This is a genomic window from Solibacillus isronensis, assembly GCF_023715405.1.
In the GTDB taxonomy this organism is placed as follows: Bacteria; Bacillota; Bacilli; order Bacillales_A; family Planococcaceae; genus Solibacillus; species Solibacillus isronensis_B.
This window is the reverse complement of sequence record NZ_JAMBOC010000005.1, coordinates 65,049-79,440: the sequence shown is the minus strand read 5'-3', so window position 1 is coordinate 79,440 and position 14,392 is coordinate 65,049. Positions and strand designations below refer to the sequence as shown.

General features: G+C 40.4%; 14 protein-coding genes. 12 read left to right on the top strand and 2 right to left on the bottom strand.

What is annotated here, in order from left to right; translation table 11 throughout:
• Window positions 1–118: 118 nt before the first annotated feature.
• The 5 genes from adh to M3166_RS16320 all read left to right on the top strand — a co-directional run bounded on the left by adh (window position 119) and on the right by M3166_RS16320 (window position 5,125).
• Window positions 119–1,645 (top strand): aldehyde dehydrogenase, encoded by a 1,527-nt coding sequence (gene adh / locus M3166_RS16340; protein ID WP_251690930.1) that lies wholly within the window; start codon window positions 119–121, stop codon window positions 1,643–1,645.
• Between the two features lie 17 nt (window positions 1,646–1,662).
• On the top strand, window positions 1,663–2,019 hold the full coding sequence (locus M3166_RS16335) for a DUF779 domain-containing protein (protein ID WP_079523523.1): 357 nt from the start codon (window positions 1,663–1,665) through the stop codon (window positions 2,017–2,019).
• 116 nt (window positions 2,020–2,135) lie between these two features.
• Window positions 2,136–3,110: a DUF4003 family protein gene (locus M3166_RS16330; protein WP_251690928.1), complete on the top strand. Its 975-nt coding sequence runs from the start codon at window positions 2,136–2,138 to the stop codon at window positions 3,108–3,110.
• Between the two features lie 31 nt (window positions 3,111–3,141).
• Window positions 3,142–4,572 (top strand): aldehyde dehydrogenase family protein, encoded by a 1,431-nt coding sequence (locus tag M3166_RS16325; RefSeq protein ID WP_251690926.1) that lies wholly within the window; start codon window positions 3,142–3,144, stop codon window positions 4,570–4,572.
• 64 nt (window positions 4,573–4,636) lie between these two features.
• A complete protein-coding gene (locus M3166_RS16320; RefSeq protein WP_008407032.1) occupies window positions 4,637–5,125 on the top strand; it encodes an acyl-CoA thioesterase in 489 nt (162 codons plus the stop codon).
• Between the two features lie 57 nt (window positions 5,126–5,182).
• On the opposite strand, the gene M3166_RS16315 is transcribed toward M3166_RS16320, so the two are convergent.
• Window positions 5,183–6,496, bottom strand: a complete 1,314-nt coding sequence (locus M3166_RS16315; protein WP_251690924.1) for a globin-coupled sensor protein — start codon at window positions 6,494–6,496, stop codon at window positions 5,183–5,185.
• 142 nt (window positions 6,497–6,638) lie between these two features.
• Here M3166_RS16315 and M3166_RS16310 point away from each other — a divergent pair, with 142 nt between their 5' ends.
• The 7 genes from M3166_RS16310 to radA all read left to right on the top strand — a co-directional run bounded on the left by M3166_RS16310 (window position 6,639) and on the right by radA (window position 13,620).
• Window positions 6,639–6,869: an acyltransferase gene (locus M3166_RS16310; protein WP_251690922.1), complete on the top strand. Its 231-nt coding sequence runs from the start codon at window positions 6,639–6,641 to the stop codon at window positions 6,867–6,869.
• 120 nt (window positions 6,870–6,989) lie between these two features.
• Window positions 6,990–7,295 (top strand): DUF4870 domain-containing protein, encoded by a 306-nt coding sequence (locus M3166_RS16305; protein ID WP_079523518.1) that lies wholly within the window; start codon window positions 6,990–6,992, stop codon window positions 7,293–7,295.
• A gap of 201 nt (window positions 7,296–7,496) precedes the next feature.
• Window positions 7,497–7,961, top strand: coding sequence for a CtsR family transcriptional regulator (locus M3166_RS16300; RefSeq protein WP_251690919.1), 465 nt, complete (start codon window positions 7,497–7,499; stop codon window positions 7,959–7,961).
• A 12-nt stretch (window positions 7,962–7,973) separates the two neighbouring features.
• The gene (locus tag M3166_RS16295; RefSeq protein ID WP_251690918.1) at window positions 7,974–8,516 is read left to right on the top strand and encodes a UvrB/UvrC motif-containing protein; all 543 of its coding nucleotides are present in this window, start codon (window positions 7,974–7,976) and stop codon (window positions 8,514–8,516) included.
• Window positions 8,513–9,610: a protein arginine kinase gene (locus M3166_RS16290; protein WP_251690915.1), complete on the top strand. Its 1,098-nt coding sequence runs from the start codon at window positions 8,513–8,515 to the stop codon at window positions 9,608–9,610. The genes M3166_RS16295 and M3166_RS16290 overlap by 4 nt, the downstream gene beginning before the upstream one ends.
• Window positions 9,607–12,051: an ATP-dependent Clp protease ATP-binding subunit gene (locus M3166_RS16285; RefSeq protein ID WP_251690913.1), complete on the top strand. Its 2,445-nt coding sequence runs from the start codon at window positions 9,607–9,609 to the stop codon at window positions 12,049–12,051. Before M3166_RS16290 ends, M3166_RS16285 begins: the two co-directional genes overlap by 4 nt.
• Window positions 12,052–12,246: 195 nt before the next feature.
• Window positions 12,247–13,620: a DNA repair protein RadA gene (gene radA, locus M3166_RS16280; protein WP_251690911.1), complete on the top strand. Its 1,374-nt coding sequence runs from the start codon at window positions 12,247–12,249 to the stop codon at window positions 13,618–13,620.
• A gap of 69 nt (window positions 13,621–13,689) precedes the next feature.
• On the opposite strand, the gene M3166_RS16275 is transcribed toward radA, so the two are convergent.
• Complete coding sequence (locus M3166_RS16275) at window positions 13,690–14,337, bottom strand: acetate uptake transporter (RefSeq protein WP_251690909.1); 648 nt, start codon at window positions 14,335–14,337, stop codon at window positions 13,690–13,692.
• Window positions 14,338–14,392: the final 55 nt, after the last annotated feature.

Sequence of the window (14,392 nt, the reverse complement as noted above, 5' to 3'; positions counted from 1 at the left end):
ACAATATAATAGATGAAGATACCTCTCACAGAAGAGTGAGCTTTACAGCATGAATTTCAGCACTCCTTTTAACGAGAAGGTATGGTCACCATAATTTGTGCAAAGGGGAGAGATTTCAATGGCAGCAGTGTATCAAAATCCAAACACGGATGGCGCATTAGTAAATTTCAAGGAGCGTTACGACAACTTTATCGGTGGTAAATGGACACCGCCAGTAAAAGGGGAGTACTTCGACAATATTACCCCTGTAACTGGTAAAGTATTTACCCAAGTGGCGCGTTCTACGGAAGAAGATATCGAGCTTGCTTTAGATGCAGCACATGCAGCAAAGGATGCCTGGGGTAAGACATCAGCAACTGAGCGCTCGAATATTTTACTTAAAATTGCAGATCGTATGGAACAAAATTTAGAAATGCTGGCCGTTGCAGAAACATGGGATAACGGTAAGGCAGTACGTGAAACATTGAATGCAGATTTACCTTTGGGCATTGATCACTTCCGCTACTTTGCGGGTGCTTTACGCGCACAGGAAGGGTCTCTTAGTCAGATTGATGAAAATACAGTGGCATATCACTTCCATGAGCCGATCGGTGTAGTTGGGCAAATTATTCCATGGAACTTCCCGTTATTGATGGCTGTCTGGAAATTGGCACCTGCTTTAGCTGCAGGAAACTGTGTCGTATTAAAGCCGGCTGAGCAAACACCAGCATCCATTTTAGTGCTTGTTGAGCTGATTGAAGATTTACTCCCGCCAGGTGTGCTGAATGTTGTGAATGGCTTCGGTTTAGAAGCAGGAAAGCCGTTAGCTTCAAATCCGCGCATTGGTAAAATTGCGTTTACCGGTGAGACGACGACAGGTCGCCTTATTATGCAATATGCATCACAAAATCTAATTCCGGTTACTCTTGAATTGGGCGGTAAATCACCGAACATTTTCTTTGAAGATATTATGGATGCAGACGATGCATTCTTGGATAAAGCAGTGGAAGGCTTCGTATTATTTGCTTTAAACCAAGGCGAAGTATGTACATGTCCTTCTCGTGCACTTATTCAGGAGTCGATTTACGAGAAATTTATGGAGCGCGTATTAAAGCGTGTAGAAGCAATTAAAACAGGTAACCCTTTAGATACAGATACAATGATGGGTGCTCAAGCATCATCAGAACAAATGGAGAAAATCCAATCTTATTTACAAATCGGTAAAGAAGAGGGCGCGGAATGCTTAATCGGCGGCGAGAAAAATGATTTAGGCGGCGACTATGCAGAAGGCTACTATATTAAACCGACTGTATTTAAAGGTCATAATAAAATGCGTATTTTCCAAGAGGAAATCTTCGGTCCGGTTGTTGCTGTAACAACATTTAAAACGAAAGAAGAAGCTTTGGAAATCGCAAATGATACATTATACGGATTGGGATCAGGTGTTTGGACACGTGATATGAATACCGCTTACCGCTTCGGCCGCGGCATTCAGGCAGGACGTGTATGGACGAACTGCTACCATGCATATCCGGCACATGCGGCGTTTGGCGGCTACAAGATGAGTGGTGTAGGACGCGAAAACCATAAAATGATGTTAAGCCACTATCAACAAACGAAAAACCTTTTAGTAAGCTATGATGAAAACCGCTTAGGCTTCTTCTAAGAGAGGGGGTGCAAAATTTGGTTGAACGTGTTATAGCAACCGATGCAGCACTGCAATTAATCGAGAAGTTGAAAGAACGCCACGGACCGGTTATGTTCCATCAATCCGGAGGCTGCTGTGATGGTTCGTCCCCAATGTGTTATCCTGATGGCGATTTAATTATCGGCAACCAGGATATATTGCTTGGTCATATTGGCGGAAGTCCGTTTTATATGCACAAAAACCAATATGATTATTGGAAGCATACACAGATTATTATTGATGTCGTCGATGGACGTGGTGGAATGTTTTCGTTGGAAGGCGTCGAAGGGAAGCGCTTTTTATCTAGATCAAGGGCCTTCACAAAAGAAGAGCTTGATGAGCTTCAAGTATAACGTTGAAAAAGGGAATGCTGGTTCGACAAACAGCATTCTCTTTTTGTTATGGGGAAAGGCAAAATTTTTTCACTTCAAAAATTTAGGCGTATAATTATAAGTAGGAGTGTGAACTGATGGATCAAACAGCCTTTATACAATTACTTAAAAACAATAATGAGCGGATGGAGCTATTTTTCGGAGCGGATGTTCAAAGCAATGCCCGAATACCGTTAGCTGTCCAATTTACATTTTCACGTGAAACATTTAATGGCCCTTTATTTGAGAAAAAAGTAAAAGATATACATAGTCAAAAGTCCAAGCAATCCTTCCTCGAGTTTTTCTCTACGCCGTCGAATAAATCGGTTTTAACGTATAAAATGTTAGCCCATTTCGTATTGCATCCGCAGCCTGAACAGGAGCTTCAGCGAGTAAGATTAAATGAAAAGGCGCTATTGAATGCAGGGTTTAAAAGCAGTGGCTATCAACGAATTGCAGCCCTATTTTTAATGGATGAAGCACATGCAAAAAAAGCAAAAATCTTACATGATGAAATGAAAAGGTATCATTTCTTCCTGACGGGTAAAGATGATATCCCATATGCAGTTTTACTGATGAAGAAGCAAAGTGACCCGGTTAAACTCGCTGAAACAATGCGGAAATACTATGATGCTTTACACGGTAAAGGGTTTAAAAATGGAGATGCCCTACAGGCAATGACACAGCTATTGCCATTGTATGATGAGGAATTTCAGCCTGTATTGGTTGATTATGTAGTTGCGATGAAGCAGTCATTTATCAATAATGGCGTGAAAGTGAAGAAAAGGTTTTATCCATATCTAGCTTTGCTAGCTTTAGCGGGAGCTACATCAGAAGTTGTCGGTGAAATTGTAGAAATGGAACGGTCACTCGTCAAGCTTCCGATGTTTATGGATATGCAGGCGTATGCTTTAATGACCGCTGCCCAGTATGTGCTGAAAAGTTTCATCGAAAATGATATGTTATCCGATTTCAACGATAGTTTATTATTTATGCAGGCTCTTGCGATGAGCGATTATATAGGTGATATTCCATTTTTATTAGCATTCGATATTCTCGATATATTTTTTTAGTTTGGGTAAACAATAGTGAGGAGTGAATTAAATGAAACAGACAAAATTATGGATTAATGGCCAATGGGAAAGTACGAATGAAACGACTGAGTTAACAGCACCTTATACGGGAGAAGTCCTTGCAAATGTAGCAAAAGCGACAGCAGCGGACGTGGAGCGTGCAATTGAAGGCGCACATCAAACATTCCAGTCATTCAAAAAAACGACTGCGTATGAACGTGCGGAAATTTTATACAAAGTTGTGACGATCATGCGGGAACGTAAACAAGAACTTGCAAAAATATTGGCGGATGAAGCGGCAAAACCGATATCAGCAGGTATTGCCGAAATAGACCGTACGATTGCGACTTATCAATTTGCAGCAGAAGCGGCAAAACAAAGTACAGGCGAAACGATTCCGATGGATGCAGCACCAGGTGTAAAAGACCGTATCGGTTATACAAAACGAGTTCCATTAGGCGTAGTTTCTGCGATTACACCGTTTAATTTTCCATTTAATCTCGTAGCCCATAAATTAGGTCCAGCCTTTGCTGTAGGGAATACAGTTGTATTAAAGCCTGCATCCCAAACCCCGTTAAGTGCACTTGTAATGGCTGAAATTTTCAAAGAAGCAGGTTTACCGGATGGCGCATTGCAAATTGTAACTGGCAGTGGTGGGGAATTGAGCGAAACACTTGTCACACATCCACTTGTAAAAAAAGTGACATTTACAGGTAGTGGTGCGGTAGGCCTAAAAATTAAAGAAAAAATCGGCTTGCGAAAAATTACATTAGAGCTTGGTTCAAATGCGGCACTCATTGTAGAACCTTCAACACCGCTTGAAAAAATTATGAAGCGTGGTGTTGGCGGCGCTTTTGGATTTGCCGGACAAGTATGTATTTCATTGCAACGTATTTATGTTCATACTTCAATTTATGACGCATTTACAAAATTATTTGTTGAAGAGACTAAGAAATTGATTGTAGGGGATCCGCATGATGAAAAAACGGATGTGAGTGCAATGATTCATCCGGATGAAGTTAGCCGTATAAAAAACTGGATTGAAGAGGCGAAACAGCAAGGTGCAACGGTTGCAACGGGAGCTGAATTTACAGAGCGTACTTGCTCCCCAACTGTCATGACGAATGTGAAGCCCGATATGAAAATTGTTTGCCAAGAGACTTTTGCACCGATTGTATCCATTGTGCCATATGATACGCTGGACGAAGCAATTGCTTTTGTAAATGAATCGGAGCTTGCGTTAAATGCGGGTATTTACACAAATGTATTAACAGATGCGATGAAAGCCGCTGAAGAGATTGAAGCAGGCGCGGTAATCATTAACGATATTCCGACATTCCGTGTAGACAATATGCCGTATGGGGGCGTCAAAATGAGCGGCTACGGTAAAGAAGGCATTAAGTATGCAGTGGAAGAAATGACCGATTTAAAATTTATTACGATGAAGTTGAATTATGAATAGTTTGTACTAGCACTTCCATCTTCCGAATAGTAACATGGAGTGTAGTCTAGAAAGGAGGAAGATTATGAAAAATACTCTGCCAATGAGCTTTTCAAAATCTATCCAAACACGATTAGTACTGCCTCCTGATACAAATCATCATCAGTCGATATTTGGAGGGAAAGTGTTAGCATATATTGATGAAATTGCTGCGATTGCAGCAATGAAACATTGTCAAGGTGAAGTCGTTACTGCTTCTTTTGACTCAGTAGACTTCGTTTCCTCTGCCTATGCAGGCGATATGATTGAGTTGGAAGCTGTTGTATCTGGAACAGGTCGTACTTCGATGGAAGTATATGTACGAGTTGTATCAAGAAATATTAAAACAGGTGCAAAGAAACTGACGACGGAATCATTCGTAACGATGGTAGCGATTGACGAAAACGGCAAGCCGAAAGAAGTACCGGGTGTTGAACCGGAGACGGATTTCGAACGTCATTTATTTGAAACAGGCCCAATTCGTCAGGAACATCGAAAACAAAAGCGAGCATTATCAAAAAAGCGCCGTGCATAAAAAAAGGGATATCAAATGCAAAATGCCATTTGATATCCCTTTAGTATTTAAGCGAAATTAATCATGCAGTTCCTGAACAATGTGGAGCAGTGAATCGGATGATGTCATGACATCATTTGTTGTATGTGTCAAACCGGTAATAACAGAAGAAATGGCATGAATGTCCTCATTCGTGTTTTCATATTGCGTTTTAATTCCATGTACTGCTTCCGTTATGGATGTAAAAGAATCTGCCAAGCTTTTTTGTGTATCCACGCTCATTTTTACCTGCTCATCAACACTTGAAACAGAATCGGACATTTGTGAAATGCTAAGTTCTGTTTCTTTAATTAAATGAGAAACGTTTTGTACCGCATTTTTAGTTTCCTCAGCAAGCTTTCGGACTTCATCAGCTACAACGGCAAATCCTTTCCCATGTTCACCTGCACGTGCTGCTTCAATAGATGCATTTAATGCAAGCAAGTTTGTCTGATCGGCAATCCCTGTTACTAATCCTACAATTTCAGCAATTTTTTTAGATGATTGACGCAGTTTAACCATTGATGACTCAAGTATGTCCACACGGTCTAAAATGTTTGTCATAATTGCTGTCTGGTTAACTAAATATGTAGTACCTGTCGTTGATTTATTTTCGGTTTCCGCGACTAAATTTAATCCTTGTTTTGTGTTGGAAGCAATTTCTTCAGATTGACTCGCAATTTCCTGTAATGAGGCATTTGTCTGATCACTAATATGCGTTAACTCTTGTGCAGTATGTTGAATTCGCTCTACGATTCGGTATTTCATTTCCAAACTTTCAGTACGAATGCGCTGCTCTTCTTTTTCATATGCTTCAATCACAAGCTGCTGCTCGAAGTTGATTAGTTTTGAAAAAGCATTAATTGCTTTAGCCATCTCTTCATTCGGCATTTCAATTTTACTGATAAAGTCGATAAACGTTGTCATTAGCGATTGAAATGATGCAATATACCACTTTGATTGCAGGCCGATTTTGACATGGACATGCGCAATCGTTTGTCGTTCTTCAATATAACGTGAATCGATATTACAGTTGAACATTGCTTCTAAATGCCTTGTTAGTGTACCTTTAAGACGCTCCATTCGAGCTGAACTTCCTATAATATCTACAAGCTCCGAACTTAAGCTGATTGCACCATAAAACTTTTCCACCATAACTGGAACAACTTGTTGAGCAAAAGGTTCTAGCTGTTTAATTACGGCTAAATCCTCTTTCGTCAATTTTAGCAATTGAAGCTGTTTATGTAAGTTAGGATAGTTTGATACATCCAGATTTACTTGCTGTGCATAATTTGCAATATCAAAATAAGGCTTGTTTGAAACTTTTGTTGCTCTTGAAAACAGAATACCCATGTTCTTCCTCGATTCATGTATTATTAAATAATACTATTTTACTGTTTATATCGGATTAAATCATTAATATTTCTATAAAGATTAAAAATTTACATTAATTTGTATTTGAGGTATATAACTATTAAAATGGATGCAGTAAATAATGAAAGGCGTTGTAATGATGAAGTTTCATAAAGGGCGTTTGAAATTTGTTTTACCATTGTCGCTTGGGGTGGCAATCGCATCGTATATTATGCTCGTAAACAATTATGCAGAAGTAGGTGACCGCGATCGGATTTTAATAGTTATTGGAGCAACCATCTTAACCGCGGTTATTTCCTACTTTTTATTTCCTCAAGAAGGGGACAACCCGAAAGATAGAGGCCCATATTGATTAAATTTAGACATCACAAGAATCTCGAAATAAAAATTCGGGATTTTTTGTCCTCTCTATGAAACTTTTATGAATATTATCCGTAAATAAGCTAATAAACTAAAGTGAGGTTGATAACAAATGGAATCTAAATGGTCGAAAATCATCATTCATGCCAGTGCATTCTTTGCACCGTTCCTTGTACCGATTCTGTTTTTCTTAATAAGTTCTGAAGATGAAGTGAAGCGTACAGCAATCCAAGCATTACTATTCCAGGTCGTATTCGGAATTTTAATAGCGATAGCAGGAGTCCTTTCTGTATTGTTAATAGGTTTACCATTCCTATTAGTATTTTTACTCATCTTCTGGATTGCCCCGGTCATCGGTATTGTAAAAGCATTATCGGATCAGCACTGGAATTATCCAATTGTCGGACGCTGGGTATAATTTACCCTCATTCTGGCAAAGTTCATAAAAGCGGTAAGGTTTGTTTAAAAACACCTTATCGCTTTTTTACATAAAAAGGGATTTATTAATGTAAAAATAGGGAAACCTAAAACAAGAGTGATTAGTTGCATTTCAAAAAATAAATATTGTATATTTAAGTCAAAGATAGTCAAAGTCAGTTGATGAGAGGTGAGAGACAGCATGAGGAATATATCTGACATAATTGAAGGGTATTTGAAGGAAGTTATTGAATTAGAGGGACAGGGACTTATTGAAATAAAACGAAATGAATTGGCAAAGCAATTTGCCTGTGCCCCTTCTCAAATCAATTACGTTATCAATACGCGTTTCACGACCGAGCATGGCTACTATGTAGAGAGTAAGCGGGGTGGTGGCGGTTATATTCGGATTTTGCGTGTAACAATCCACTCGAAGAAAAATTTACTTGACGAAATGGAAACACAAATAGGTAACGCCATTGCCCAGACTAATGCTGAGCGTATTATTTTCCGTTTATTGGATGAGGATATCATTACAGAACGAGAAGCAAGCATTATGAAGGCCGCTTTAGATCGTGTCACATTACAGGTAGCTTTGCCGCTGCGTGATCAGCTAAGAGCACGCATTATGCACGCAATGCTACAAACGATTTCTTTTGAAAAGTAGAGGTGGATTATTATGATATGTGAGCATTGTAAACAGCGTCACGCCAATGTTACCGTTACTCAAGTTCACAATGGTCAAAAAGTAGAGCGTCACTACTGTGAAGTATGTGCCACTCAATTTCATCCATTTCAATTTGACGTAAATGAAGAGCCTGCATCTCTTCAGCAGCTTATTTCAAATTGGTTCAATTTTGTACCTGTGAATGCAAAGAAAGAAAGCACGACAACTAATACAAACAGCCCAAAATCCTGTCCTTCCTGCGGGTTTACGTACCGACAGTTTTTAAAGCAAGGCAAATTCGGATGCGGTCAATGTTACGAAACATTTAGCGAGCAATTACCCCAGCTGCTTGAACGTCTTCAGGCAGGTACTCAGCATGTAGGGTATATGGAAGAAGGACCTTCAAAGGAAAAGGTAGAACAACAAATCCAAGAGCTCCGAACATCACTGCAGCAAGCAATTGCGGAAGAGCGATTTGAAGATGCAGCTTCCATACGTGATGAAGTAAGGGAATTGGAAAGTAAAATAAGACAGGAAGGTGAGGGGAACGCATGAACATCGAGCATTTTTTAACGAATGCCAGTCCCAGCTGGATGCAGCACGAAAGCGATTCAGATATCGTCATTAGCACACGCATTCGGCTTGCTCGTAATATTGCCAATACTCGATTTCCGATTAGTTTTACAGAACAGGAAGCCCAATTAATCGAAGAAAAAATGATGCAGTCATTATTGTCTTCATATGATAATCCGTATCAGTTTTCCTATTTCCAAATAAAAGATATGCCGGTTTTACAACGCCAAATTTTAGTGGAGAAGCATTTGATCAGTCCGAATTTGGCAAGAAGAAAAAAAATTGGATCATTTTTTTTAACAAAAGATGAATCCATTAGCATATTAGTAAATGAAGAGGATCATATTCGCATACAGAGTCTTACGCAAGGGATGAATTTAAAAGAAGCATTTGATAAGGCTCGTAATATTGACCGCTACTTAAGTAAGTCAATCGCGTATGCATATGAAGACCGCTATGGTTATTTGACAAGTTGCCCAACAAATGTCGGAACAGGACTTCGAGCTTCTGTCATGCTCCATTTACCAGCACTCACAATGATGAAACAGATGAATCCATTAATTCAGATGATGACAAGATTAGGAATGGTTGTGAGGGGTATATATGGGGAAGGCAGTGAAAATTTAGGGAATATTTATCAAATATCAAACCAGATTACATTAGGTAAATCAGAAGAAACGATTTTACAGGAGCTGCAGGAAGTTGTGGAGCAAGTAATCAAAAAGGAAGAGCTTGCACGTAAAAATTTATTGATGCGTGCTCCCTCGGTGTTGGAAGACCGCTTAAGCCGTTCACTTGGTACATTGAAGTACGCGAAAATTTTAACGAGTGAAGAAGCGGCTAGCTGTTTATCAAATGTGCGTCTTGGGGTAAGTTTAGGATTATTAGAAGCAATTTCACAGCGTAAACTAAATGAGTGCATGCTTATTATGCAACCTGGACTCATTCAGCAATATATTGGTACTACGTTACAACCGGCAGAACGCGATATGTATCGTGCGAAGCTGTTGCAAGAAAAGTTAAACGAGCAAGATGAAGCTACAAACAATGGGGAAAAAGGAGAGGATTTTCTATGATGTTTAATCGATTCACACAACGTGCTCAGAAGGTATTACAACTTGCTCAGGAAGAGGCAATTCGTCTTAAGCATAAAGAAATCGGAACTGAACATATTTTACTTGGCTTAATTCGTGAAGGTGGCGGAATTGCCGCTAAAGCTTTAGAAGCAATTAATATTAGCCCTCAAATGATTGAAACTGGCATTGAGGAACTCGTTGGAAAAGGTACTGAAGATGTAGGTCCAATCGTACATTACACACCACGTGCTAAAAAGGTAATCGAACTTTCATTGGATGAATCACGTAAATTAGGGCATGCATATGTCGGAACAGAGCATATTTTATTAGCTTTAATTCGTGAAGGTGAAGGGGTTGCTGCCCGCGTATTGGCGAATACAGGTGTAAGCATCAATAAAGCACGCCAGCAAGTTTTACTGTTATTAGGCAATAATGATTCTAACAATAGCGGTAACTCCAGCATGACGCAAACAGTAAATACACCAACACTTGATAGTTTAGCCCGCGATTTAACAGCGGTAGCGCGTGAAGGTTCACTTGACCCGGTTATCGGCCGCTCAAAAGAAATTACACGTGTTGTAGAAGTACTGTCACGCCGTACAAAAAACAACCCGGTACTGATCGGGGAACCAGGTGTCGGTAAAACAGCTATTGCAGAAGGATTGGCACAGCAAATTATCAATAATGAAGTTCCGGAAACACTGCGCGATAAACGTGTAATGACGCTTGATATGGGTACAGTTGTTGCAGGTACTAAATATCGTGGGGAATTTGAAGACCGTCTGAAAAAAGTAATGGATGAAATTCGCCAGGCTGGCAATATTATTTTATTCATCGATGAGCTTCATACATTGATTGGTGCAGGTGGCGCGGAAGGTGCAATTGATGCATCGAACATTTTAAAACCATCATTGGCTCGTGGCGAACTGCAATGTATCGGTGCAACAACATTGGATGAATACCGCAAATATATCGAAAAGGACGCGGCATTAGAGCGTCGTTTCCAACCAATCCAAGTTGATGAGCCATCTGTTGAAGAAACAATCCAAATCATTAATGGTTTACGTGACCGCTATGAAGCACATCACCGTGTGAAAATTTCGGATGAAGCGGTAGAAGCAGCTGCCAAATTATCAGATCGCTACATTTCAGATCGTTTCTTACCGGATAAGGCAATTGACTTAATCGATGAAGCTGGTTCAAAAGTGCGCTTACGCTCTTATACTGTTCCACCTAATTTAAAAGAGTTGGAAGATAAATTGGAAGGCATTAAGTCTGAAAAGAATGCCGCAGTTTCAGGACAGGAATTTGAAAAAGCTGCTGCATTGCGTGATACAGAGCAGAAGCTGAAACAAGAGCTTGAACAACTGAAAAAAGAGTGGAAAGAAAAACAAGGCAAAGAAGAGTCTACAGTATATGTTGACGACATCGCGCAAGTGGTAGCGATGTGGACGGGAATTCCGGTTTCAAAAATCGCACAGGCAGAATCTGCGAAGTTATTAAACCTTGAGGAAGAGTTACACAAACGCGTAGTTGGTCAAGGTGAAGCGGTAGAGGCAATTTCCCGTGCAATCCGCCGTGCACGTGCAGGCTTAAAAGATCCAAAACGTCCAATCGGTTCATTTATCTTCCTTGGTCCTACAGGTGTCGGTAAAACAGAACTTGCGCGAGCACTTGCTGAAGTAATGTTCGGTGATGAAGATGCGATGATCCGTGTAGATATGTCAGAGTATATGGAGAAACATTCGACTTCTCGTTTAGTCGGTTCGCCTCCGGGCTATGTAGGATTTGAAGATGGAGGCCAATTAACAGAGAAAGTCCGTCGTAAACCATATTCGGTTGTACTGTTGGATGAAATCGAAAAGGCGCATCCGGATGTGTTCAACATCTTATTACAAGTGCTGGAAGACGGCCGCTTAACTGATTCAAAAGGTCGTGTTGTCGATTTCCGCAATACAGTTGTCATTATGACATCGAATGTTGGGGCAGATGCACTGAAATATCGCAAGCATGTAGGATTCAGTGCTGGTCTAAATGCATCGAAAGATAAAGACATGAAGAGCACAATGCTGGAAGAACTGAAAAAAGCGTTCCGCCCAGAGTTCTTAAACCGTATTGATGAAATGATCGTGTTCCATTCATTAGAAAAGGATCACTTAAAAGAAATCGTATCATTAATGGCGAACTCTTTAACGAAGCGTCTAAAAGAGCAGGATATCGAACTGCAGCTTACGGATGCAGCGCTTGTTAAAATTTCGGAAGAAGGCTATGATCCGCAATATGGTGCGCGTCCATTGCGCCGTGCATTACAAAAACATGTAGAAGACCGCTTATCCGAAGAACTTTTAAAAGGTACATTGGATAAGACGCAAACAGTCGTACTTGATTATGCAGATGATGAGTTTATCGTACGAACACAAGAAAAAGTAGCAACGAATTAATTAAACAGACGAGGCGGGTAATTCCTGCTTCGTCTGTTTTTTATACTATCGTCGTTAGGAATCGGAGAGTTCTCGCTAAACCGAAATTATTTTTGTAGGAACGCTAACCGAAAAAGAATTTTGCGGCAGATTAGTGGGTATTCGATTTTGTTTCGTGTACAATTATAGGAACACACATTCGAAGGAGCTAGCAAAATGGCAAAAAAGAAGTCTAAATTTATGTGCAGCAGCTGTGGCTATGAGGCGGCAAAATGGATGGGGCGCTGTCCTGGCTGTGGTGAATGGAATACGATGAATGAAGAAGTCGAAGTCATCACAAAAGGTCCGCGTGGTGCGTTCCAGCATTCTACAACAGCTACAAAGGCAACACCTATTATTCATGTGGAGGTACAGGAAGAAACACGTATCGCCACAGAAATGAATGAGTTCAACCGTGTACTCGGAGGCGGTATCGTACCAGGTTCACTTGTATTGATAGGCGGTGATCCAGGTATCGGAAAATCGACTTTATTACTGCAAGTATCAGCGCTTCTTTCCAATCAGGGAAAACGTGTTTTATATATTTCCGGTGAAGAATCTGTACGTCAGACGAAGCTGCGTGCTGAACGATTAGGTGTACATACGCCGGAGCTTTATATTTACTCGGAAACGAATCTGGAGTTTTTAAATCAGACAATTGATGAAGTACAACCGAAATTTGTTATTGTCGATTCGATTCAAACGGTACACCACCCGGAAATAACAAGTGCACCGGGCAGTGTGTCGCAAGTACGTGAATGTACAGCGGAACTGATGCGCATTGCAAAAACAAAAAATATTGCTATCTTCCTTGTTGGTCATGTTACAAAAGAAGGTCAGATTGCCGGACCGCGTATTTTAGAACATATGGTAGACACGGTGCTTTACTTTGAAGGGGAACGCCACCATAACCACCGAATTTTACGAAGCCAGAAAAACCGTTTTGGTTCTACAAATGAAATTGCGATTTTTGAAATGCTTCATGGAGGGTTAAAGGAAGTATTGAATCCCTCTGAGCTGTTTTTACAGGAACGCTCGCAAGGTGCCCCTGGCTCAACGATCGTTGCATCGATGGAAGGGACACGTCCGATTTTGGTAGAAATCCAGTCTCTTGTTACACCAACGAGTTTCAATTATCCGAAGCGTATGGCAACAGGGGTTGATCAAAACCGTGTCCAGCTTTTAATGGCGGTATTGGAAAAACGCATGGGCATGATGCTTCAGGCACAGGATGCGTATATTAAAGTTGCGGGTGGCGTGAAATTGGATGAGCCGGCAATTGATTTAGCTGTATTAACAAGTATTGTTTCAAGCTTTAAAGACCAGACAGTACGTCCGACAGACTGCTTTATCGGGGAAGTAGGGTTAACTGGTGAAGTACGCCGCGTTTCGAGAATTGAACAGCGTGTACAGGAAGCAGCAAAGTTAGGATTTAAACGCGCCTTTATTCCAGCTTCTAATATTGGTGGGTGGGAATTCCCGCCGGACATTCAAGTCGTTGGCGTCGAAACAATCAGTGATGCACTGCGGGAATCTTTCCAAAATTTATAGAGAATATATTTTTGGTAATATGTTCAAAAAAGGCATGAAAAGTGAAAATACTTTTCATGCCTTTTTTCTTTATGCTTTTACTGTTTTTTCCTTCTTTAAAAATGCTTCTCTTGTGAAAATGCCAAAAGGCTTTCCAATCGGCAGGAAGTTGAAGCCGAAATGCTTGTTCAATACATTAGCACCCGCACCGTAAAGTGATAACAGAGCAATGATTAACTCAGAGTAGGCTGCAAGTAAATGCATGCCGTGCTCCATAATTCCAAATGAGCTTAATGCCAGGCCGATAAATAAGAAGTCGATCATTACGAAGATGGCGAATAGAACTTTATTTGTTTCAGCTGCACCAATCGTCATAAATAGGGTAAAGATTAAATAACCTAAATACACAACACCGAGCTGAGTTGTATCAGCAGACGCCTGTAATGTTGCACCAAATACACCGGCTTGAACGAACCAGCTCATGCCTACACCCATCCAGAACAAACCATATGCGCCGAATGCCGTCGTACCGAATGTATTATTATGCCTTGAATCTAATACTGATGCATAAAATTGTGCAATACCTCCTAAAAATATTGCCCAAGGAATAACCAAACCTAAGCCATCTGTCCAGCCTAATTTTTGAGTGGAAGCAACAAATGTTACAATCGCCAAACCGAACAAACCAATTGCAGACGGGTCAGCAGTAGAAATTTTTACTTCTTTTGCAGTATTCAAAACGTATTCTCCTCTTCTAAGTTTAATTTTTCTATTATACTAAAATAGTATATGC